The organism is Lysobacter luteus (assembly GCF_907164845.1).
Taxonomy (GTDB): domain Bacteria; phylum Pseudomonadota; class Gammaproteobacteria; order Xanthomonadales; family Xanthomonadaceae; genus Novilysobacter; species Novilysobacter luteus.
In genome coordinates this window covers 1,720,318-1,742,208 of the sequence record NZ_OU015430.1, presented here as the reverse complement: position 1 = coordinate 1,742,208, position 21,891 = coordinate 1,720,318, and the positions used below count along the sequence as shown (strand labels likewise).

The following is a 21,891-nucleotide window of genomic DNA, read 5'->3' as shown; positions in this document are numbered from 1 at the left end:
GGTTGAGGCCATGGCCCGCGACATCCTGGCAACGCTGAAAAACGAGCACGACGCCCTCCGCGGGCTGTTCGCCGACCTGAAGGCCACCACCGACCGCGGGGTCAAGACCCGCACCGACCTGCTCGAGCGGATCGAGGCCGCATTGATCCCGCACGCCAAGTGGGAGGAGCAGGTGTTCTACCCGGCATTCAAGGAGCGCGCCGACCGTGATGGCCTGCAGACCCATGCCGAGGCATTGGCCGAGCACCACGCCGTCGAGCAGACCATCATCCCCGAGGTCCACGCGGCAGATCCGGGTACGCCCGAGTTCGCCGGTCGCACCAAGGTCTTTGGCGAACTGATCGACCACCACGCCAAGGAAGAGGAAAAGACCATGTTCAAGATGGCGCGCCAGCTCTTCACGGCTGAAGAGCGCGCCCAGCTCGATGAGGAATACGAGGCATGGAAGCAGTCCGATACGGCTGCGACCCTGGTGGCTGCCGAGAAGGCCAAGGCCGGCATCAAGGGCGTGGTGAAGGCCGTGAGGCACTGAACCATTTGCGCGATGGCGCTGGCGGGCGCCGGGTGGGTCAGTCCGCGAGCGCCACCGCCACCGCGGCGGGACGGTTCATCCACGCGAAGTGATCCGCGCGCGTGCCCAGTGCCTGGGCGTCGAGCTCAAGAGGGCTGACCGACGTACCGGGCATTTTCGTCAGCAGGAACCGAAGCGAAGACGCCGGTGCCAGCCAATCGTCGTCCATCACGAGCGCGCGCACCTCGTGTGTCATGGCGGCAAGCCCGGCTTCGAGATCCACGTCCAGCCCGGCAGCTGCATAGCGTCCCCCCAGCGCTGTGCGCGCCCAGTCGGCAATGACGCCCCGGGCCTCGTTGCCGCCAAAACCGATCCGCCGGCCGGGCAGGGCGCCGTAGCGTCGGGCAAGCCACGGCAGCAAGCGGTACGCGAGAGGCAGGCCGTAGCGCAGCGGCCGTGGAAACGCGCGCCACCACGGGGCGCCGCTGGCAACCAGCCACAGCGCCTGGGCCGATCCAGGCGACATTGCCAGCCGGCAGGCGGCCAGCTGGCCGCCGAGGCTGTGGCCGCCAATCGCGCGGCGGATACCGGGGTCCGGGAGCGCCTCCGCCATCGCGGCTTCGCTGGCAGCCAGGTCGAGTGCGAGCAGTTCGCGGTAGCCCCAGTCGGTGCCCCGGCCGGCACGCAGGCTGCTGCTGCCGTGGCCGCGCCACTCGTGGAGGAAGGTGGCCACGCCCCGGTGGGCCAGCGCCTCGGCCAACGGCAGGTAATGCCTTGCCGCGACCCCAAGCGCGGGGAGCCACAGCGCGGCGGCGCGTGGTCGCTGCGGGATCCTGGCGACCAGAACCGCGTCGTGGCCGTCGGCGCTGGAGAGGGGGAGTTCCAGTGCCTGCATCACGCCACCGGGGTACGGTCGGCGGCACCGAAGTGGTCGAGCACCACGACATGCCCCAACCCGGGCCGGTATCCGGAAAGCAGGGCACGGTGCACGTAGTCGGACGCCTTGTCGCAGGCGGCGCGCAGGTCGTCGCCCAGCGCCAGCCGCGCCGCCACCGCGGACGCGAGGGTGCAGCCGGTTCCATGCGCTTCGCCCGGCAGGCGGCGGTGGCGGATTTCGTGGATGGCGCCGCCCCCGGCCAGCAGGTCGACGATATCGCCGTTGCCCGGCAAGTGACCGCCCTTCAGCAGGACCGCCCGTGCGCCAAGGGCCAGCAGTGCGTGGCAGGCTTCGCGCATGGCGTCGAGGTCGGCGATCGGCCGCTCCAGCAGCAACTCGGCCTCGGGCAGGTTGGGGGTGATCAGCGTGGCCATCGGGAGCAGCCGCTCGCGCAGGGCGGACAGCGCGTCGGGTTCCAGCAGGCGCGCTCCGGACGTCGCGACCATCACCGGGTCGAGTACGACCGCGGCCGGTGCATGGGCTTCAAGCGCATCGGCGACGGCGTGGCTGACCTCGGCGCTGGCCAGCATGCCCAGCTTGACCGCCGTGATGCGGAAGTCGGCGAAGCAGGTGTCGATCTGGGCGCGGAGGAAGCCCGCGTCGGGCACGTGGACCGCGGTCACGCCGCGCGTGTGCTGGGCGGTCAGCGCGGCGATCGCACTGAGCCCGTGCACGCCGTGCGCGGCGAAGGTCTTGAGGTCGGCCTGGATGCCGGCACCGCCGCCGGAGTCGGAACCGGCAATGGTGAGGGCGGAAGGCGGGCGGGGATCGGAACTGTGCATCCGCGCATTGTCGCCGAACGTATCGGCCGCGTGCCGCTCCTACAAAGGTTCCGTGTCGCGAAGCATGGTGAACTGGCGGTAGAGGAAGTACCCCAGCCCAGTGCCGCCGGTAAGCGCCGCGGGCACGTAGAGCGCGGCGTAGCCGATGCCGCCATACAGCACGGCTCCCACGACGCCGCCCAGGAAGAAGAAACTGATCACCAGAGAGCACAGCGCGAGCCGCCGCCGCGCCAGTGGCAGCCCGCGCAGCGAGTGGCCGAGCATGATGCCCAGGTCGGTGAACATCCCACTGACATGCGAGGTGCGCACCAGCGCGCCGCTGTACGTGGTGGCCATCGCGTTCTGCAGGCCGCAGGCGGTGGCCGCGAGGATCGGCCCGGCCAGGTGTTGCTGGCGGAACAGCGGCACGGCCGCCAGCAGCATCAGCGACTCGATCGTCAGCACCACACCGTAGCGGCGCCCGAGCCGCAGCGTGCTGTCCTGCACGATCAGCCCGCTGAGCATCGAGCCGGCCACGAACGCGAGCAGCATCGCCCCCAGCCCCAACGCCATGCCGGCATCGCCGCCGACCAGCGCGGCCGCCAGCAGCGAGGTATTGCCGGTCAGGTGGGTGACCGCCTGCTGCTGGAAGCCGAGGAAGCCGACCACGTTGACGATGCCGGCCACGCTGGCAAGCGCGGCGGCACCGACCCAGACCCACGTGGCCAGCCGCTCGGCCATCGCCTACAGCACTTCCGAGGCGTAGTCGGCCAGGCGCGAGCGCTCGCCGCGGCGCAGGGTCACGTGGGCGCTGTGCGGCCAATCTTTGAAGCGGTCGACCGCGTAGGTCAGGCCGGAAGTCGTCTCGGTCAGGTACGGCGTGTCGATCTGCTCGACGTTGCCCAGGCAGATGATCTTCGTGCCCGGACCGGCACGCGTGATCAGCGTCTTCATCTGTTTCGGGGTGAGGTTCTGCGCCTCGTCGAGGATCAGCCAGCGGCTCAGGAACGTGCGCCCGCGCATGAAGTTGAGCGAGCGGATCTTGATGCGCGACGCCAGCAGGTCGTTGGTCGCCGCGCGGCCCCAGCTGCCGCCGTCCTGGTTGTGCGTCAGGACCTCGAGGTTGTCGGTCAGCGCGCCCATCCACGGCGTCATCTTCTCTTCCTCGGTGCCGGGCAGGAAGCCGATGTCCTCGCCGACGCTGACCGTGGCGCGGGTCATGATGATCTCGCGGTAGCGCTGCTGGTCCATCGTCTGCGCCAGGCCGGCGGCCAGCGCCAGCAGGGTCTTGCCGGTGCCGGCAGTGCCGAGGAGGGTGACGAAGTCGATCTCGGGGTCCATCAGTGCATTGAGCGCGAAGTTCTGCTCGCGGTTTCGCGCGGTGATGCCCCACACCGAGTGCTGGTTGTGGCGGTAGTCATCGACGATCTGCAGCGTCACCTTGTCCTCGGTGACGCGCGTCACCTTGAGCTCGGCCTCCTCCTCACCGGGCAGGTAGAGGAACTGGTTGGGGTACCAGCTTCCGTCGGTCGTTTCATCGCCGTCGACCCGCGAGATCTCGTAGTAGGTGCGGCCCCGGTCGGTCCAGGACTTCAGATCCTTGCCGTGGCGCTTCCAGAAGTCCTCCGGCAGCGCGGTGGCGCCGGTGTAGAGCAGGCTGAAGTCGTCGAGCGCGCGGTCGTTCTCGTAATCCTCCGACACGATGCCGGCGATCGCGGCCTTGATGCGCAGGTTGATGTCCTTGGAGACGAACACCACCGGCAGGTCCGGCTCGGCCTCCTTCAGCGCCAGGATCGCGCCGAGGATCGCGTTGTCGGGAACCACCGCGCCGAAACGCCGGCCGGCGTCGAAGTTGTCGGTCTGGAAGCGCAGGCAGCCGGCGCTCTGCGCGCCACGCAACTGCAGGCCCTGCGGACGGAGCAGCGGAATGCCCTCGATCACCCGGGCAGTGCCGGCCGCCTCCACCAGTTCGTTGAGGAACCGGCTGACCTGGCGCGCGTTGCGACTGGCCTCGGAAGTGCCCTTCTTGCCGTTGTCGAGTTCTTCGATGACCTGCATCGGCAGGTAGACATCGTGTTCCTCGAACTTGAACAACGCGGTCGGGTCGTGCATCAGCACGTTGGTGTCGAGCACGTAGATCCGCTTGCCTCTGGTCATCGCGAGCTCCGGTCGGGAAGGGGACAGCTGGGTAACGCTGGGGCACGGCAAAGCACCGCCACGGACCCGCAGGGCGGGGTGGCGGAGCGGCATGGAACGGGCGGGGTCACTGCGTGGCGACAGCCTTGAGTTCGTCGAGCACGGCCTGCGCGTGGCCGGGCACCTTGACCGGCTGCCAGACGCGGGCGATGCGCCCGGCGGGGTCGACCAGGTACGTGCTGCGCACGATGCCCATCACCTTGCGGCCGTACATGTTCTTTTCGCGGATCACGCCGAAGGCGTTGCACAGCGCCTCGTCGGCATCGCTGACGAGCTCGAAGGCGAAACCCTGCTTGTCGCGGAAGTTGCGGTGCGATTTCACCGAGTCCCGCGAGACGCCCAGCACGCTGGCGCCGACGGCCTCGAACTCGGGAAGGAGTGCGTTGAAATCCTGGCCCTCGGTGGTGCAGCCGGGCGTACTGTCCTTCGGGTAGAAGTACAACACCAGCCACCGGCCGGCGTAGTCGGCGAGGGTGACGCTGCGCTCGTCGGAGAGCGTCAGGGGAAGCTTGCCTGGGACCTTGTCGCCGGTTTCAAGCATTGCAGACTCCTCAGAACTTCATCGGATCCATGATGGCGTCGAGGTTGAGGTGATCGCAGAACTCGAGGAAATCGTCGCGCAGCGCGGCGATGTGCATGCTCGCCGGTACGCCGATGGTGACCTGGGCGGAGAACATGTCCGCGCCGGTCTGCATGGCGCGGTAGCGTGAGCAGTGCAGGCTCTCGATCGTGATCCCCTCGCGGTCGAAGAAGTCGGCCAGCTGGAACAGGATGCCGGGCTTGTCGGCCGCCACCACCTCGACGATGTAGGGCAGCAGGTTGGACTGCACCTGCTTGGCGCCGGTGCGGTACCAGATCAGCTTCAGGCCTTCCTCGCGCTCCAGCCGCGTCAGCATCGCCTCGAGCTTGGCGATCGCGTCCCACGAACCCACCGCCAGCGCGGTCACCGAAACATCCCGTCCAACCGTGGAAAGCCGTGCGTCGACCAGGTTGCAGCCGCTGTCGGCAATACGCCGCGACACCGACAACAGGGGCGATTCCGGATGCGTCGTATAGGCGTTGATCAGGAGGTGGTTTTCGTTCGGCGACGGCCGGGTGCTGGAATCGGTCAAGGCGGCGCCTGCAAGGAGGGACTGGCTGGAAGCCCGTGGGACGGGGCTTCCGGAAGACTGGACCGCGGGTCGCGAACAGCCCGTGAGCGGTCCTTGAGCTGCGGCCAGCATACTTGCCGGTGCTTTCAGGCCGCAAGTAACATCGGAGCCTCCGCGGTGTCGCTTGCCGCATCCCCCCGAATTGCTCGCGCACCCCGCGTCCAAAGGCACCGACTTGCGAATTTCAGGAAGCATCACCGCCCTGGCGACCCCCTTCGATGCCGACGGCGAGCTCGACCTCGACGCTTGGCGCCGGCTGCTCGACGCGCAGATCGATGGCGGCACCCAGGCGGTGGTGGTGGCCGGGTCCACCGGTGAGGCGGCCGCGCTGTTCGACGCCGAGTTCGACACCCTGCTGCGTTCGGCCGTCGAGTATGTCGCAGGCCGCGTGCCGGTGATCGCCGGCACCGGGCTGTCCAACACCGGCAAGACGATCGAGCAGGGGCGCCGCGCCGCCGCGCTGGGTGCCGACGCCGCGCTCGTGGTCACGCCACCCTACGTGCGCCCCACCCAGGCGGGCCTGGTGGCGCATTACCGTGCGGTCGCCGACGACGGCGCGCTGCCGGTGATCCTCTACAACGTGCCCGGACGCACCGGGTGCGACATGCTCCCCGACACCGTGGCCGAGCTGGCCGGTCACCCGCGCATCATCGGCATCAAGGAGGCGCGCAACGACGTCGCCCGGATGGAAGAACTCCTCGGTTTGCGCGACGAGGCCTTCGTGGTGCTGAGCGGCGACGATCCGACCGCCTGCCGGGCGATGCTGTCGGGCGCCGATGGCGTGGTGTCGGTGGCGTCCAACGTGTTGCCGCGTTCGTTCCGTCGCCTGTGCGAGCTTGCGCGTACCCGGAAGCGCGACGCCGCCGAGGGCTGGAACGACCGCATGCTCGAGATCAACGATTTCCTCGGGGTCGAGCCGAACCCGATCCCGGTCAAGGCGTTGCTGCAGTTGCAGGGGATCGGCCACGGCCTGCGCCTGCCGCTCCAGCCGCTGTCGGCCACCCATCGCGATACCGCAACGCGCATCGCCTTGGCCGTGCGCGAACTAGAAACCGCCTGCGACGCCGTCGCGGACTGACCGGAGAGTCCCCCATGCAATCGAACTCGAACCAACCGCGCCTTCTCGTGGGCAGCCTGCTGCTTGCCACCCTGGTCGCCACCTCGGGCTGCAGCTGGTTCAGCCGCAGTGACGACCTTTACGCCGCCGCCCCGGAAAACCGCCCGCTGGAAGTCCCGCCGGACCTGGACCTGCCCAATACCGGGGCAACGACCGCGCCGGCCGGCCCGGTCACCGCGTCCGGCACCGTCGCCGCGGCGGGCAATGCCGCACCCGTAGCCGGCGCTGCTGCCGGCTTCACGGCGAACGGCACGCGCGAGGAAGTGTTCGCGCAGGTCGATGCCGCGCTGGCCTCGATCGAAGGCCTGACCGTCGCCAGCCGTGCCCAGCTGCTTGGCGTGTTCGACGTCAACTACCAGGGCAGCAACCTGCTGGTCCGCGTCAGTGAAGCCGAATCCGGTGCCCAGGTGTCGGTGGTGGATCCGCGCGGCACGCCGGCGACCGGCGCGGTGCCGGGACAACTGCTTGCCCGGTTGCAGGCGGCACTGGCAGGCAACTGAGCCACGACGGCCGCAGCCTCCAACTCCGAACGACAGAACGGGCGCCTCGGCGCCCGTTCTCTTTGATGCGTCCCTTGCGGCAGGCCGGCGTGGGCGGCTCAGCGCTCCAGCAATTCGAGCTTGCCGGGCTTGCCTTCCCACTCCTTGGCGTCGGGCAGGCCGTCCTTGCGGGCGGTGATCACCGGCCAGTCCTTGGCAAGGTCGGCGTTGATCTGCACGAACACTTCCTGGCCCGCCGGCACGTCATCCTCGGGGTAGATCGCGTTGATCGGGCACTCCGGCTCGCAGAGGGTGCAGTCGATGCACTCGTCCGGATCGATCACCAGGAAGTTGGGACCCTCGTGGAAACAGTCGACCGGGCACACCTCGACACAGTCGGTGTACTTGCACTTGATGCAGTTCTCGGTGACGACGAAGGGCATGGTCGGGGGATTCCGGGGGATCGGCGTGGATCGGAAGGGGATTGTAGCCATTCGCTCCATGGCCACCAAAAGAAGAAAGCCCGCACATCGCTGTGCGGGCTTCCGGTGTTTGGCGCTCCCTACGAGATTCGAACTCGTGTTTTAGCCTTGAGAGGGCCACGTCCTAGGCCTCTAGACGAAGGGAGCAAATCCGCGCCGGACTCTCAACGTTGCGCGGCCTGCTAGTATAGAGGGCTATGTTTCGCCCGGCAACGGGTATCCTTGAAAAAATTCCAACGCGGCGACGCCCGCTCGATGCCTGACCAGAACCCATTGCCCAATCCCACGCTGCGGATCATTCCGCGTGACCAGCACAACGTCTCGCGCAAGGACATCAGCCCGAACGCGCTGCGCGTGCTCTACCGCCTGCGCGACGCCGGATTCGGCGGCTACCTGGTCGGCGGTGCGGTCCGGGACCTGCTGGTCGGCGGCCACCCCAAGGATTTCGACGTCGCCACCGACGCGACCCCCGAGGAAGTCCGGGCACTGTTCCGCAACTGCCGCCTGATCGGCCGCCGGTTCCGCCTGGCCCACGTGGTGTTCGGCCGCGAGATCATCGAGGTCGCGACCTTCCGCGCCAACGTCGATGACGGCAGTGGTGACCGCGAGACCCACGAAGGCGGGCGCCTGCTGCGCGACAACGTCTACGGGACGATCGAGGACGACGCCGTCCGCCGCGACTTCACCGCCAACGCGCTGTACTACGCGATCGAGGATTTTTCCGTCCGTGACTACACCGGCGGCTTCGAGGACGTGCAGAACCGCCTGATGCGCCTGATCGGCGATCCGGAAACCCGCTACCGCGAGGACCCGGTGCGGATGCTGCGCGCGGTCAGGCTGTCGGCCAAGCTCGGCTTCGAGATCGAGGCGGCGACGGCGGCCCCCATCCCGGTGCTCGCGCCGCTGCTGGCCGAATCCGCGCCGGCGCGGCTGTTCGAGGAATGCCTGAAGCTGTTCCTGTCCGGGCACGCGGTCCAGAGCTTCCTCGGGCTGGAGCGCCACGGCCTGCTGCCGGCACTGCTGCCGGAAACCGCGCAGGCGCTCAAGTCCAATCGCAGCGGTGCCTTGCGCAGGATGCTGCTGGAAGGCCTGGCGGGGACCGACCGGCGTGTGGCCAACGATGAACCGGTTTCGCCCGCGTTCCTGTTCGCGCTGCTGCTGTGGCCAGCGTACTGCCGTGCCCTGATGGCGCTGCAGTCGCAGGGCGTGCATGCGGTGGAGGCCCAGCGCCGTGCCGCCGACCGGGTCACGGTGCACCAGCTGGGCATGATCGCGCTGCCGCGCCGGTTCTCGGTGCCGATGCAGGAGATCTGGTTGCTGCAGTCGCGGTTCTCGCTGCGCCAGCGCAAGCGTGTCATGCGCATGCTGTCGCATCCGCGTTTCCGCGCGGCCTTCGACTTCCTCGGCCTGCGGCTGGTGGCGTCGAACGAGCACGCCGAGGACGTCGAGTTCTGGCGCGAGGCGCAGCAGCACCCCGACCACATCGAGGCGATGCAGAGTCGGGCGCGCGATGCCGAGTCCGATGACGACGACGGCGGGGAGGGCGGTGACCGCCCCCGCAAGCGTCGCCGTCGCCGCCGCACGCTGGTGGCGTCCGGCGAATGAGCTCGCCCGTGGTCGCGTACGTCGGCCTCGGCAGCAACCTCGGAGACAGCATCGGCCTGCTGGTCGGCGCGATCCGGGCGCTCGGCGGCTTGCCGGGGACGTCGGTGGCCGCGTGTTCGGGGTTCTACCGCACGCCGGCCTGGGGCATCACCGACCAGCCAGATTTCATCAACGCGGTGGCCGAGCTGCACACCGCGCTCGCACCGCACGCACTGCTGACCGGGATGCTCGGGATCGAGCGCCACGCGGGGCGTGAACGTGGTGCCGCTGCCGATCGCTGGGGGCCGCGGACCCTCGATCTCGACCTGCTGCTCTACGGTGATGCAACGATCGACGACCCGGGCCTGGACGTGCCGCATCCGCACCTGCATGAACGTGCATTCGCGCTGGTGCCACTGGCCGAGATCGCGCCGGATGCCGCCATTCCCGGGCGCGGGCCGGTGCGCGATGCCCTCGCCGCGATGGCGGCCGGGGACATCGAGGCGCTAACGTATGTCGCTCCGCCGCCTTCCGCGGCGCGCTGACGAGCCACCCCATGTACAGCTCGACTGAACGACCCGAGCGGCGCGCCGCGCCATGGACCGTGCCGAAGCTGCGCGACGCCAAGCGCGACGGGCGCAAGCTGGTGATGCTGACCGGTTATGACGCCGGCTTCGCGCGGGCTGCCGACGCGGCCGGCATCGACCTGCTGCTGATCGGCGACTCGCTCGGCATGGTGGTCCAGGGCCACGACAGCACGTTGCCGGTGACCATGGACCACATCGAGTACCACACCGCGTGCGTGGCCCGCGGGCTGTCGCAGGCACTGCCCGTGGCGGACATGCCGTTCCAGTCGGATGGGTCGTGCGCGCTCGCGCTGGACGCGGCGACGCGGTTCCTGCGCGCCGGGGCGGGGATGGTCAAGATCGAGGGCGCCGGCCACAAGCTGGAGGTGATCCGTCACCTGGTGGAGCGCGAGATCCCGGTCTGCGCACACCTCGGCCTGACCCCGCAGTCGGTGTTGCGCCTGGGCGGCTACAAGGTGCAGGGCCGCGACGATGCGGCCGCCCGTCGCCTCCGTGAGGATGCCGCCGCGGTTGCCGAAGCGGGCGCGGAACTGCTGGTGCTCGAGTGCGTGCCGACCGCGGTCGCCGAGTCGATCACGGCCGCGCTCGAGATCCCGACCATCGGCATTGGCGCCGGACCGCACTGCGACGGGCAGGTGCTGGTGCTGCACGACATGCTCGGGCTTTCCAGCGGCCATCGCCGGCCGAAGTTCGTCAAGGATTTCCTGGCCGAAGGCGGTTCAGTGGAAGGGGCGATGCGCGCCTACGCCGACGCGGTCCGCGACGGCCGGTTCCCGGACGACGCACATTCGTATGCCTGAAGACCGGAGCGATCCATGTTGGAGTCGGTGACCGACCTGGCGGTGCTGCGCGAGCAGGTCGCCGGCTGGAAGCGCGAGGGTCTGCGCGTTGGCTTCGTGCCCACGATGGGCAACCTCCATGCCGGCCACCACTCACTGGTGCGGCTTGCGCGCGAGCACGCGGACCGGGTCGTGGCCAGCGTTTTCGTCAATCCGACCCAGTTCGGGCCGAATGAGGATTTCGCCCGGTATCCGCGCACGCCCGACGCCGACCGCGACGGGCTCGCGGCCGCGGGGGCCGACCTGATGTGGCTGCCGTCGGTCGACACGATGTACCCGTACGGTGCCGCAGCGGCGGTGGAAGTGCGGGTGCCGGTGGTGACCGCGGTACTGGAAGGGGCGCACCGGCCCGGACATTTCGACGGGGTGGCGACGGTGGTGTCGCGTTTGTTCCACCAGGTGCAGCCCGACGTCGCCGTGTTCGGCCGCAAGGATTATCAGCAGCTTGCGGTCATCCGCCGGATGGTGCGCGACCTCGCGTTCCCGGTGGCGGTGCTGGCCGCGCCGACCCTCCGCGAGGCCGATGGACTGGCGATGAGTTCGCGCAATCAGTTCCTGTCGGCGCAGGAGCGTCCCGTAGCGGCGGGCATCCATCAGGTGCTGCAGGGCGTGCGCGCGGCGATCCAGTCCGGGCGGTCGCGCGGGGAGGTCGAGGAAGAGGCCCGCCGCCGGCTGCAGGCCTCCGGGTTCCAGGTGGATTACGTGGCGGTCCGCACGCCGGACCTGCTCGAGCCCGACGATGGCGTGGGTGGAGCACGGGTGGCGCTTGTGGCGGCCCGGCTGGGTACGACGCGGCTGATCGACAACCTCGAATTCGACGCCTGAACGCCGAAATCGCTGCATCCGGCATTCCACTCGCGTTTTGTTGCGTCGCGCCATGCGCTGGTAAACTTGCTCCCTGATCGCCCGCCGCCCGCGGACGGAGTTCCGGACATGCAACTGAACCTGCTGAAGGCCAAGATCCACCGCGCCACCGTCACCCACGCCGAGCTGCATTACGAAGGCTCGTGCGCCATCGACGGGCGCCTGCTCGACATTTCGGGCATCCGCGAATACGAGCAGGTGCACATCTACAACATCAACAGCGGCCACCGCTTCGTCACCTACGCCATCCGTGGCGAGGAAGGCAGCGGCATCATCTCCGTCAACGGCGCCGCGGCCCACTGCGCGCAGCCGGGCGACCTGGTCATCATCTGCGCCTACGCGGAGTTCGACGAGGTCGAGGCGGCCAGGTACAAGCCGACCCTGGTGTATGTCGACGGCGACAACAAGTTGACCCACACCAACCACTCGATACCGGCCCAGGCGGCCTGATCGGGGAGGCGTCAGGATGACGGCCTCCGCCCCGATCCAGCAGCTGCGCGCGCACGCCGCGCGCCTGTCTGCCACCCCCATCGATGCGCTGTGCGCCTCCGACCCGGCCCGCGCATCGGCGCTGGCGTTGCGGGTCGGTCCGCTATACGCCAACTTCGCCCGTCAGCGCTACGACGCCGCGGCATTGGCGGCGCTGTTCGCACTCGCCGACCAGGCCGACCTGCCGGGCCGGTTGCGGGCGTTGTTCGACGGCGAAATCGTCAACCGCACCGAAGACCGGCCGGCGCTGCACACCGCGTTGCGCGGCAAGCTGTCCAGCGGCCAGCGGGCCGCCGACGCGTCCGCTCTCGCGGCCGACGCCCGACTGCGGATGCGGCAGCTGGTCGACCGGATCCAGGCCGGCGGCGTCACCGACGTGGTCAGCGTCGGCATCGGCGGTTCGGACCTTGGCCCGCGGCTGGTGGTCGACGCACTTGCCACGCCCGGGGCCCCGGTGCGCGTCCACTTTCTTTCCAACGTTGACCCGGCAGCCGCACGGTCGGTGACGCAGGCGCTCGATCCGTCGCGCACCGCGGTCCTGCTGGTGTCCAAGAGCTTCGGTACCCAGGAAACCCTCCTCAACGGGCGGATCCTGCGCGAGTGGCTGGGCGACGACAGCCGCCTGTACGCCATCACGGCAAACCCTGCGCGCGCCGAAGCGGCGTTCGCGATCGGCCCCGACCGGATCCTGCCGATGTGGGACTGGGTCGGCGGACGTTATTCGATGTGGTCCGCAGTGGGCTTTCCGATCGCACTGGCGATCGGGATGGATGCGTTCGAGGCGTTGCTGGAGGGCGCGGCGGAGATGGACGCGCACGTGCTCCAGGCACCGCCGCGAGAAAACCTGGCCGCGTGGCATGCGCTGACCGCGGTGTGGAACCGCAATGCGCTCGGGCTTTCCACCCATGCCGTGCTGCCCTATGCCGAGCGCCTGCGGCTGCTGCCCAACTACCTGCAGCAGCTGGTCATGGAAAGCCTCGGCAAGTCGGTCCGCGTCGACGGGTCGGCGATCGACCTGTCGACCGTGCCGGTGTGGTGGGGCGGGGTGGGGACCGATACCCAGCACAGCTTCTTCCAGGCCCTGCACCAGGGCACCCAGCCGGTGTCGATGGACATGATCGGCGTGGTCCACCGCGATGCGGCGCACCCGGACAATGCCACCGCCCTGCTGGCCAACTTCCTGGCCCAGTCCGAGGCGCTTGCGAACGGCCAGGACAGCAGTGACCCCCACCGGGCCTACCCGGGCAACCGCCCGGGCACGGTGATGCTGCTCGATCGTCTGGATGCCCGGTCACTCGGCGCTCTGGTCGCGATGTACGAGCACAGCGTGTACCTGCAGGGCGTGCTGTGGGGTATCAATCCGTTCGACCAGTTCGGTGTCGAGCTGGGCAAGCAGGTGGCCGACCGGTTGATGCCCGCCCTGCGCGGCGAGGGCGAGGCGGACGACCCGGTCACGCGCGAGCTGGTCGCACAGTTGCGCCGCTGAGCAGGCGCGTTGCTCTACGCGGGGCGGTGCCGCGCGAGCGCCCATTCGACGTGTTCGCGCACCAGTCCGTCGTCGCAATCCCGACGCGACTCCAGCGCCGCAACCACTTCCGGCGTGGTCGGCGCGTTGCCCAGGGCGACGGCGATGTTGCGCAGCCAGCGCTGGTGGCCGCTGCGCCGGAGGGCCGACCCCTCGGTCCGTTGCAGGAACTCCTCCTCCGTCCAGGCGAACAACTCGGCCAGGCTGGCTTCGTCGAGGTTGTTGCGGGCGCGGAAATCGGGCTCGTCGGAGCGCTTGGCGAACTTGTTCCACGGGCACACGAGCTGGCAGTCGTCACAGCCGAAGATCCGGTTGCCGATCGGCTCGCGCAGCTCGAGCGGTATCGCGCCCTCGTGCTCGATCGTCAGGTACGAGATGCATCGCCGTGCATCCAGCCGGTAGGGCGCGGTGATCGCGCCGGTCGGGCAGACGTCGATGCAACGCGTGCATGTGCCGCAGTGCGGGGTGGCGGGCGTGTCGACCGGCAGCGGCAGGTCGACGTAGATCTCGCCGAGGAAGAACCACGACCCGCCGTTGCGGTCGATCAGGCACGTGTGCTTGCCGATCCAGCCCAGTCCTGCGTTGCGCGCCAGTGCACGCTCGAGCACGGGTGCGGAGTCGACGAACACGCGGTGGCCGAATGGACCCACCACCTCGGCGATGCGCTCGGCCAGGCGTTGCAGGCGCTGGCGCATCAGCTTGTGGTAATCACGGCCGAGCGCGTAGCGCGCGACGTAGGCACGCTCGCCGTCGGCCAGCGTCTCCCAGGCCTCCTGATCGTCGCGGCGGCCGTAGTCCAGCCCGACCGAGATCACCCGTAGCGTGCCGGGGATGAGCTCGGCGGGGCGCGAGCGCTTGTCGCCGTGCCGCGCCATCCAGTCCATCGAGCCGTACAACCCCTGCGCGAGCCAGTCGCGCAGGTGCCCTTCGTCCTCGTCGAGCACGATGTCGCTGATGCCACATCGCTGGAACCCGGCCTCGCGCGCGAGATCCCGGATCCGCTGCGCCAGCTGCGCGGGGTCGGCGCCGGTGGAGTTGTCGGGCAAGGTCGGAAGGGGAATGGTCACGGCGGGGGCAAGTATAGAATCGCGGCCATGACTGGCGCCCCGCACGAGCTGGAAGACCTGCGCGAAGACGACCTCGCGCGCTGGCTGCGGCCGCGCGCGCGCGACAGCCACAAGGGCGACCACGGCCGCGTGCTCTGCATCGGCGGCGACAGCGGTCACGGCGGCGCGATCATGCTGGCGGCCGAGGCGGCGCTGAGGTGCGGAGCCGGGCTGGTCGACGTCGCTACCCACGTGTTGCACGTGCCCGCGCTGCTGGCGCGACGGCCCGAAGTCATGGCCCAGGCGGTCGACGACGGCCGTGTGCCTGCCGCGCTGCTTGCGTCCGCTGATGTGATCCTGTGCGGCCCCGGGCTGGGGCAGGGCGACTGGGGCGCGGCGATGTTCGCCCAGGTGCTGGACGACGCCCGGCCCGACACACGGCTCGTGCTGGACGCGGATGCGCTGAACCTGCTTGCACGCCGACCCCGGGCGTTGCCGGCGGACAGCATACTGACGCCGCATCCCGGCGAAGCCGCTCGGCTGCTGGGCATTGAAGCCAGCGAGGTCCAGCGCGATCGCGCCGGCGCACTGCAGGGACTGTGCGCGCGCTACGCGGCCGTGGTCGTGCTCAAGGGCGCCGGCACGCTGGTCGGTGCAACCGGGCGCGGTGCGAGACGAATCAGCGCGGGCAACCCCGGAATGGCGGTCGGCGGAATGGGCGACGTGCTTGCTGGCACCATCGCCGGGTTGTGCGCGCAGGGGCTCGAGGCGGCCGACGCGGCGGCGTGTGGCGCGTTGCTCCACGCCTGCGCGGGGGACGCCGCGGCGGGCGAGGGTGGTGAGCGCGGGTTGCTGCCCGCCGACCTCATGCCCTGGTTACGGCGCTTGGCCAATCCGCAGGCGACCGCATGAAGTCCTTCTGGCTCGCCGACAGCGCGCACACCGACCGGCTCGGCGAGATGCTCGCCCGTTCGCGGCCGCCGCTTGCCGTCGTCCACCTCAAGGGCGACCTCGGGGCGGGCAAGTCCACCCTTGCGCGCGCGTTGCTGCGGGCGCTCGGCGTGCGCGGACCCATCCGCAGTCCCACTTACACATTGGTAGAGCGATACCCACTGGCCGACGGTCGGGAGGCGTGGCACCTGGACCTGTACCGCATCGGCGACCCCGGCGAACTCGAGTTCCTCGGGTTGGACCCCGACGAGGCCGCACTCTGGCTCATCGAGTGGCCCGAGCGCGGGGCAGGCAGCCTGCCGCCGGCGGACCTGGTCGTTGAAATGGCGGTCGAGGGGGGCGGTCGCCGCGTGGTGCTTTCCCCGGCGAGCCCGGTCGGGACCGGGTGGCTGGAGCAATTGGCCCGGGGGAACGCAGGGCTCGGGGCGGCATTTGCGGCCGACTCCTGAACGCGCCTGCAAGAAGGTACGGCAGGTGCCGGATTAATAAGGGAAAAAGTGCTTGCAATCCTGTGGATCCGGTGCTTGACTACCGGCCATGCGAGTGAAGGGCGCCACGTTCCAGAAATTCCTGCTCGGGCTTGCGCTGCTGTCAGCGTTGGCCTGGAACCTCGCGCATTCCAGCGAAATCAGCGACCTACACCTCGCTGCGGGTGCCACCGGGACCCGTGCCGAGATCGCGCTCGACCATCCCGCCGAGTTCAGCATCATCCGTCTGTCCGCTCCCGACCGGCTGGTCATCGACCTCCCGGGGTCGTCGCTGGCCAAGGGCCTGTCGATGCCGACCGGCGCAGGCGTGGTGAAATCGGTCCGTACCGGCCAGCCCGTGCCGGGTACCGCACGCATCGTGTTCGACCTCGCCCAGCCGATCACCGCGCTCAAGCCGCGGATCGAGCCCGGCGCCAACGGGTCGCGGCTGGTTGTGGAGTGGCCGGGCGACGGCGCGCCTGCAGTAGCCACCAAGGCGGCTGCCCTTCCGACCGTCGATGCCGCTTCGTCGGCGGCGGTGTCCGTGCCGGTCGCCAGCACGCCCACCGTCGACCAGTCCGCCGCTTCGGCGGCCGCGACCTCGCGCCTGATCTCCGAGCTCACCCGCAGTGAAGCCGCCGCGTCGTCGCGGGCGCCGACACCGGCAGGCCCGGCTGCTGCGCCTGCAAGTGACCCGATCGCCGCCGTCATCGCTGCGCACGCCGCCAGGGTGCCGACCACTGTTGCCACCGGCGTTCCCACGCGGGTGGCCACCGGCAAGCCGGCCACCCCGGTGTCGCCGCCCGCGGCCGATGCACCGATCAAGACGCTGCAGGGCGTCATGCAAGGGCGTGGCATGCGTCCGCTGGTCATCGCCATCGATCCCGGCCACGGTGGCCAGGACCCGGGTGCGCTCGGCCAGGGCGGCACGCGCGAGAAGGACGTCGTGCTTGCGATCAGCAAGGAACTCGCACGCCAGATCAACGCCACGCCGGGCTTGCGGGCCTACCTCACCCGCGATACCGATGTGTTCATCCCGTTGAACCGGCGCGCGGTGCTGGCGCGCCAGGCCAAGGCCGACATGTTCATCTCGATCCATGCTGACGCCGCGGAGAACCGCAGTGCCGACGGATCGTCGGTCTACGTCCTGTCGCTCAAGGGCGCGTCCTCGCAGCGTGCGCGCTGGCTGGCCAACAAGGAAAACGCGTCCGACCTGGTCGGCGGCGTACGGCTGGAACAGACCAGCAACACCCTGGCATCGGTGCTGCTCGACCTGACCCAGAGCGGCCACATGAAGGCCTCCGAGGAAGCTGCCGGTGAGATCCTCGACGGGCTGATGCGGGTCGGCAACATCCACAAGACCCACATCGAGCGCGCCAACTTCGCCGTGCTGCGCACCTCCGACATGCCGGCGATGCTGGTCGAGACCGCCTTCATCTCCAACCCCGAAGAAGAGCGTCGGCTCAAGGATCCCGGGTTCCAGCGCAAGGTCGCCAGCGCGGTGCTCGACGGGGTCAATGCATTCTTCACCCGGCAACCGCCACCGGGCACGATGTACGCCGCGCGCGCGGCCGCGCAGCAGGGCATGGGCGGCGCCGCCGGCGGCAGTCCGTAAGCGTCCGGAATACCCGTTGGTCCGGCCGCTGACACGCCTCCGGCGCGAGGCCTGACTTCGCTATGATGGTGGACCGCGCGCGCGCTTCGTTGCCCCGTCCTCCGTGCCGATCCGACCGCTTCCCGACACCCTGATCAACCAGATCGCCGCTGGCGAAGTCGTGGAACGCCCGGCGTCGGTGGTCAAGGAGCTGGTCGAGAACGCACTCGATGCCGGCGCACGCCGGGTCGACATCGACCTGGAGGAGGGCGGCGTCCGGCTGATCCGCATCCGCGACGATGGCGACGGCCTCCCGGCCGACGAGTTGCCGCTCGCGATCTCCCGCCACGCGACCAGCAAGATCGCCTCGCTCGACGACCTCGAGGGCGTGGCGACGCTCGGCTTCCGCGGCGAGGCGTTGCCCTCGATCGCGTCGGTCAGCCGCTTCTCGCTTTCATCGCGCCAGCGCGAGGCCGACCATGGCGCCGCGCTCGAGGTCGAAGGCGGACGCGTCGGTGCGGTGGTGCCCAAGGCGCATCCGCACGGCACCACGGTCGAGGTGCGCGACCTGTTCTTCAACGTGCCGGCGCGGCGCAAGTTCCTCCGCGCCGAGCGCACCGAGCTGGGCCACATCGAGGAATGGCTGCGACAGCTGGCGCTGGCACGGCCGGACGTGGAGCTCCGGGTATCCCACAACGGCAAGCCGTCACGACGCTGGAAAGGCGAGGGCGACCTGCTCTCCGACCTTCGCCTGCACGAGGCGCTGGGTGAGGAGTTCGTCCGCAACGCGTTGCATGTCGACCGCGAAGGCGCCGGACTGCGCCTGCACGGCTGGATCGCACAGCCCGCCTACAACCGGGCTAGCGCCGATCAGCAGTACCTGTATTGCAATGGCCGGTCGATCCGCGACCGCAGCATCGCCCACGCGGTCAGGCAGGCGTATGCGGACGTACTGTTCCACGGCCGGCAGCCGGCCTACGTGCTGTTCCTCGAACTGGATCCGCGCCGGGTCGACGTCAACGTGCACCCGGCCAAGCACGAGGTACGCTTCCGCGACTCGCGGCTGATCCACGACTTCGTGTACCGGACGCTGCAGGCGGCCCTGGCCGAGACGCGCGCCGGCACGGTTCCGCAGGCATCGCACGGCGAGGCGAACCCCGCGCAGCCGACCGGCGACCATTACCGCTGGGACGCACCGCAGGCACCCCTCGGGCTCCAGGTGGCCGAGGCCCGCGCCGGCTATGCGTCGCTGTACGGCTCTGCGCTCCCCGAATTTGCAGGCGGCGGATATGCAGGCGACGCGGCGCTGGCCGAGCGTCGTACGCTGCCGGCGGGCACGGAGCCGACCCTGCCTCCGCTGGGCTACGCGCTCGCGCAGTTGCATGGCATCTACATCCTCGCCGAGAGCGCAGAAGGGCTGGTGGTGGTCGACATGCACGCCGCGCACGAGCGGATCGGCTACGAGAAGCTCAAGGCCGCGCACGACGGCGAGGGCCTGCGCAGCCAGCCGCTGCTGGTGCCGGCGACGCTCGCGGTATCCGAACGCGAGGCCGACGTCGCCGAGCGCGAGGCGGCCACGCTCGAGTCGCTCGGGTTCGAAGTGACCCGCGCCGGCCCGCAGTCGCTGACGCTGCGCAGCGTTCCGGCGCTGCTCGCCCACGGAGATGTCGAAGCACTCTTGCGCGACGTCCTGGCCGACCTGCGCGAATACGGCGAGTCGCGCCGCATTGCCAGCGCCCGCGACGAGCTTCTGTCGACCATGGCCTGCCACGGTGCCGTCCGCGCCAATCGCCGGTTGACCCTTCCCGAGATGAACGCCCTGTTGCGCGAGATGGAAGCGACCGAGCGCTCCGGCCAGTGCAACCACGGCCGCCCGACCTGGGCGCGCTTCACCCTTCCCGAAATCGACCGCTGGTTCCTGCGAGGCCGCTGATGACGCCAATCCACGGGGCGCGCACGCGCCTGACCTTGCTGCTGGCCGGCGCGCTGGCCTGCACCGTGCTCGCAGCCTGCGGCGACGACCCTTCATCCGACACAGACGAGGCCCCCATGTCCGCCGACGCGATCGCGTTCAACACCGAACTCCAGGCCTGGCGCGACCAGCGCCGAGACGCGTTGTTGGCGCCCGATGGCTGGGCCAGCCTGATCGGGCTGCACTGGATCGAGCGGGGGCCTCACTACGTGGGCAGCGATGCCGACAACGGCATCCAGCTGGGCATGGGACCCGAGCACCTGGGGATGGTCGACCTGCGCGCCGACGGCATCCGCTTCGTGCCCGAGGACGGCTTGGCACTGACCGTCGACGGCGAGCCGCTGACCGGTGCGACCACGCTGCGTACTGACGAGGACGCCGGCGGACCCAGCGTCCTCGGATTCGACGAGGGCAAGGGGCAGGCGACCGTGATCCGCCGCGCCGGCCGCCACGCCTTGCGCGTGCGCCACGCCGACGCACCCACGCGCATCGGCTTCAGCGGCCTGGATTACTGGCCGGCCGAACGCGACTGGCGCATCGAGGCCACCTTCGTCCCGCATCCGGCGGGCCAGACCATCGAGGTCGCCAACATCATCGGCAGCACCGATCCGATGCCCAATCCCGGTGCGGTCGAGTTCGAGCGCGACGGCGCTACCTACCGGATCGAAGCGCTGGACGAGGGCGGTGACGAACTGTTCCTCGTGTTCGGCGACCGAACCAACGGGCATGGCAGCTACGGTGCGGGTCGGTTCCTGTACGTGCCCAGGCCCGACGCCCAGGGACGCCTGGTGGTGGATTTCAACCGCGCCTACAACCCGCCATGTGCTTTCACCATGTTCGCCACCTGTCCGCTGCCGCCGCTGGAGAACCGCCTGGACCTGGCCGTTACCGCGGGCGAAAAGGCCTACGGGCGCAAGGAGTAGCCGATGTCGCTGTTCAAGCTCGCACTGGTGGTCCTGCTGCTGGTATCCCATTCCGCGTCGGCGGCGACCGGGCGCGCGGCGGACCAGACGCCAACGTCGGAGGCGGAATCGGCTGCGCTATCGACGCCGGCCCATGTCCCGCCGGTTCCGCTGATGTGGAGAGTCTCCGACGGGGACAATGCCATCTACTTGCTTGGTTCGTTCCACTTGCTCAAGCAGGACGACTACCCGGTGTCGGCCGATATCGACCAGGCGTTTGCCGCGGCGTCGCGGGTGGTGTTCGAGGTCGCGCCGGAGCAACTGGACGCGCCGGATACCGGCGAGATGTTCCTCGCGGCGGCGGGCTATGACGACGGCCGCACGCTCCCGGACGTGCTGTCGCCCAAGCTGTACGAGAAGCTGCGCCGGCTGCTGGCGCGGCAGGGATCGGCGATAGCCCAGGTTGACGGTTACGAGCCGTGGTTCGTGAACCTGTCGCTGCTGCTCGGACTCGCCCAGTCGCTGGAGTTCCGCCCCGATCAGGGACTGGACCGCTACCTGATCGAGCGGGCCAAGGCCGCGGGCAAGCCGACCGGCGGGCTGGAGACGCTGAAGGACCAGCTCGACGCGCTCGACGCCACCCCGCTGCAGGAACAGACGGTCGGCCTGCGCGAGTTCCTCGACCGACCCCAGGAGATGCCGGGGCTGCTCGCCGAGTTGCACCAGGCCTGGCGCGACGGCGACGTGGAGGAGCTCGATGGCCTCACGCGGGTCGACATGCGCGAGAAGACCCCCGAGACCTACCGGCTGCTCAACGTGGAGCGCAACGACCGCTGGATTCCCGCCCTGCGGGCCATGCTCGATGGCGACGACGAGGACGTGATGGTCGTGGTGGGTGCGTTGCACCTGCTCGGCGACGACGGCGTGGTCGAGAAGCTGCAGGCTGCCGGCTACCAGGTGGAGCGCGTCTGCTCGGCGTGCGAAGTGGGCAGCGAGGTGGAGACCGACGCGTTGTAACGCCGGGTGCTAGGCCGCCGTCATCACGATGCAGTCGACCGGGCAGGCGGGCACGCACAGCTCGCACCCCGTGCATAGCGGTTCGACCACGGTATGCATGTGCTTGGCGCCGCCGATGATGGCGTCGACCGGGCAGACCTGGATGCACTTGGTGCAGCCGATGCAGTCGTCCTCGACCACCAGCGCGACCCGCGTCGGCTTGTACTCGCCGCGGCTGCGGTCGTAAGGGCGAGGAAGGTGGCCCAGCAGTCGGGCCAGCGCGTGGGCGCCGTGATCGCCACCGGGCGGGCAACGGTCGGTCCCGGCCTCGCCGGCGGCCATGGCTTCGGCGTAGGGCCGGCACCCGGCGTAGCCGCACTGGCCGCACTGGGTCTGCGGGAGCAGGCGGTCCAGGCGTTCGACAAGGGCCTGCATGACGTC

23 protein-coding genes, 1 tRNA gene and 1 pseudogene are annotated in these 21,891 nt (G+C 69.6%); 15 read left to right on the top strand and 10 right to left on the bottom strand.

Features of this window, described 5'->3' with window-relative positions; genetic code table 11:
• The first annotated feature begins 10 nt into the window (after positions 1–10).
• Positions 11–532, top strand: a complete 522-nt coding sequence (locus KOD61_RS08120; protein ID WP_215218215.1) for a hemerythrin domain-containing protein — start codon at positions 11–13, stop codon at positions 530–532.
• Positions 533–569: 37 nt separating this feature from the next.
• Here KOD61_RS08120 and KOD61_RS08115 read toward each other — a convergent pair whose 3' ends face one another.
• The 6 genes from KOD61_RS08115 to KOD61_RS08090 form a co-directional block, all read right to left on the bottom strand.
• Positions 570–1,406 (bottom strand): alpha/beta hydrolase family protein, encoded by an 837-nt coding sequence (locus KOD61_RS08115; RefSeq protein ID WP_215218214.1) that lies wholly within the window; start codon positions 1,404–1,406, stop codon positions 570–572.
• The gene (gene thiD / locus KOD61_RS08110) at positions 1,406–2,230 is read right to left on the bottom strand and encodes a bifunctional hydroxymethylpyrimidine kinase/phosphomethylpyrimidine kinase (RefSeq protein ID WP_215218213.1); all 825 of its coding nucleotides are present in this window, start codon (positions 2,228–2,230) and stop codon (positions 1,406–1,408) included. The genes KOD61_RS08115 and thiD overlap by 1 nt, the downstream gene beginning before the upstream one ends.
• 39 nt (positions 2,231–2,269) lie before the next feature.
• On the bottom strand, positions 2,270–2,950 hold the full coding sequence (locus KOD61_RS08105) for a YoaK family protein (RefSeq protein ID WP_215218212.1): 681 nt from the start codon (positions 2,948–2,950) through the stop codon (positions 2,270–2,272).
• Between the two features lie 3 nt (positions 2,951–2,953).
• Positions 2,954–4,366, bottom strand: coding sequence for a PhoH family protein (locus tag KOD61_RS08100; protein WP_215218211.1), 1,413 nt, complete (start codon positions 4,364–4,366; stop codon positions 2,954–2,956).
• A gap of 106 nt (positions 4,367–4,472) precedes the next feature.
• Positions 4,473–4,946, bottom strand: a complete 474-nt coding sequence (locus tag KOD61_RS08095) for a peroxiredoxin (protein WP_215218210.1) — start codon at positions 4,944–4,946, stop codon at positions 4,473–4,475.
• Between the two features lie 10 nt (positions 4,947–4,956).
• A complete protein-coding gene (locus tag KOD61_RS08090) occupies positions 4,957–5,628 on the bottom strand; it encodes a glycine cleavage system protein R (RefSeq protein WP_215220340.1) in 672 nt (223 codons plus the stop codon).
• A gap of 103 nt (positions 5,629–5,731) precedes the next feature.
• Here KOD61_RS08090 and dapA point away from each other — a divergent pair, with 103 nt between their 5' ends.
• Positions 5,732–6,634, top strand: coding sequence for a 4-hydroxy-tetrahydrodipicolinate synthase (dapA, locus tag KOD61_RS08085; RefSeq protein WP_215218209.1), 903 nt, complete (start codon positions 5,732–5,734; stop codon positions 6,632–6,634).
• A 14-nt stretch (positions 6,635–6,648) separates the two neighbouring features.
• Positions 6,649–7,173: a hypothetical protein gene (locus KOD61_RS08080; protein ID WP_215218208.1), complete on the top strand. Its 525-nt coding sequence runs from the start codon at positions 6,649–6,651 to the stop codon at positions 7,171–7,173.
• 98 nt (positions 7,174–7,271) lie between these two features.
• Here the strand turns inward: KOD61_RS08080 and fdxA are convergent, their stop codons facing one another.
• Together fdxA and KOD61_RS08070 are read right to left on the bottom strand one after the other, a co-directional pair.
• Complete coding sequence (gene fdxA, locus KOD61_RS08075) at positions 7,272–7,595, bottom strand: ferredoxin FdxA (RefSeq protein ID WP_215218207.1); 324 nt, start codon at positions 7,593–7,595, stop codon at positions 7,272–7,274.
• Positions 7,596–7,705: 110 nt separating this feature from the next.
• Positions 7,706–7,781 (bottom strand) — tRNA-Glu (locus KOD61_RS08070).
• A gap of 108 nt (positions 7,782–7,889) precedes the next feature.
• On the opposite strand from KOD61_RS08070, the gene pcnB reads away from it, so the two are divergent.
• The 6 genes from pcnB to pgi all read left to right on the top strand — a co-directional run bounded on the left by pcnB (position 7,890) and on the right by pgi (position 13,483).
• The gene (pcnB, locus tag KOD61_RS08065; RefSeq protein ID WP_215218206.1) at positions 7,890–9,239 is read left to right on the top strand and encodes a polynucleotide adenylyltransferase PcnB; all 1,350 of its coding nucleotides are present in this window, start codon (positions 7,890–7,892) and stop codon (positions 9,237–9,239) included.
• The gene (gene folK / locus KOD61_RS08060; protein ID WP_215218205.1) at positions 9,236–9,763 is read left to right on the top strand and encodes a 2-amino-4-hydroxy-6-hydroxymethyldihydropteridine diphosphokinase; all 528 of its coding nucleotides are present in this window, start codon (positions 9,236–9,238) and stop codon (positions 9,761–9,763) included. The genes pcnB and folK overlap by 4 nt, the downstream gene beginning before the upstream one ends.
• 11 nt (positions 9,764–9,774) lie before the next feature.
• A complete protein-coding gene (gene panB / locus KOD61_RS08055) occupies positions 9,775–10,605 on the top strand; it encodes a 3-methyl-2-oxobutanoate hydroxymethyltransferase (protein ID WP_215218204.1) in 831 nt (276 codons plus the stop codon).
• A 15-nt stretch (positions 10,606–10,620) separates the two neighbouring features.
• A complete protein-coding gene (panC, locus tag KOD61_RS08050; protein ID WP_215218203.1) occupies positions 10,621–11,469 on the top strand; it encodes a pantoate--beta-alanine ligase in 849 nt (282 codons plus the stop codon).
• A 108-nt stretch (positions 11,470–11,577) separates the two neighbouring features.
• Positions 11,578–11,958, top strand: a complete 381-nt coding sequence (gene panD / locus KOD61_RS08045; RefSeq protein WP_215218202.1) for an aspartate 1-decarboxylase — start codon at positions 11,578–11,580, stop codon at positions 11,956–11,958.
• A 16-nt stretch (positions 11,959–11,974) separates the two neighbouring features.
• Positions 11,975–13,483: a glucose-6-phosphate isomerase gene (pgi, locus tag KOD61_RS08040; protein ID WP_215218201.1), complete on the top strand. Its 1,509-nt coding sequence runs from the start codon at positions 11,975–11,977 to the stop codon at positions 13,481–13,483.
• Between the two features lie 14 nt (positions 13,484–13,497).
• On the opposite strand, the gene queG is transcribed toward pgi, so the two are convergent.
• A complete protein-coding gene (queG, locus tag KOD61_RS08035) occupies positions 13,498–14,568 on the bottom strand; it encodes a tRNA epoxyqueuosine(34) reductase QueG (protein WP_215220339.1) in 1,071 nt (356 codons plus the stop codon).
• Between the two features lie 93 nt (positions 14,569–14,661).
• Here queG and KOD61_RS08030 point away from each other — a divergent pair.
• The 6 genes and pseudogenes from KOD61_RS08030 to KOD61_RS08005 form a co-directional block, all read left to right on the top strand.
• Positions 14,662–15,480, top strand: a pseudogene (locus KOD61_RS08030) (NAD(P)H-hydrate dehydratase); the annotation flags it as partial.
• Positions 15,477–15,968 carry a tRNA (adenosine(37)-N6)-threonylcarbamoyltransferase complex ATPase subunit type 1 TsaE gene (gene tsaE / locus KOD61_RS08025; protein WP_215218199.1) on the top strand — a complete coding sequence of 164 codons (492 nt, stop codon included), beginning with the start codon at positions 15,477–15,479 and terminating at the stop codon, positions 15,966–15,968. The pseudogene KOD61_RS08030 and the gene tsaE, both read left to right, overlap by 4 nt.
• An 88-nt stretch (positions 15,969–16,056) precedes the next feature.
• Complete coding sequence (locus KOD61_RS08020; RefSeq protein ID WP_215218198.1) at positions 16,057–17,601, top strand: N-acetylmuramoyl-L-alanine amidase; 1,545 nt, start codon at positions 16,057–16,059, stop codon at positions 17,599–17,601.
• A gap of 103 nt (positions 17,602–17,704) precedes the next feature.
• Positions 17,705–19,513, top strand: a complete 1,809-nt coding sequence (gene mutL, locus KOD61_RS08015; RefSeq protein ID WP_215218197.1) for a DNA mismatch repair endonuclease MutL — start codon at positions 17,705–17,707, stop codon at positions 19,511–19,513.
• Positions 19,513–20,475, top strand: coding sequence for a DUF1684 domain-containing protein (locus tag KOD61_RS08010; RefSeq protein WP_215218196.1), 963 nt, complete (start codon positions 19,513–19,515; stop codon positions 20,473–20,475). The genes mutL and KOD61_RS08010 overlap by 1 nt, the downstream gene beginning before the upstream one ends.
• A 3-nt stretch (positions 20,476–20,478) precedes the next feature.
• Positions 20,479–21,471 (top strand): TraB/GumN family protein, encoded by a 993-nt coding sequence (locus KOD61_RS08005; RefSeq protein ID WP_215218195.1) that lies wholly within the window; start codon positions 20,479–20,481, stop codon positions 21,469–21,471.
• 9 nt (positions 21,472–21,480) lie between these two features.
• On the opposite strand, the gene rnfB is transcribed toward KOD61_RS08005, so the two are convergent.
• A complete protein-coding gene (gene rnfB, locus KOD61_RS08000) occupies positions 21,481–21,885 on the bottom strand; it encodes an Rnf electron transport complex subunit RnfB (RefSeq protein WP_215218194.1) in 405 nt (134 codons plus the stop codon).
• Between the last annotated feature and the right edge of the window lie 6 nt (positions 21,886–21,891).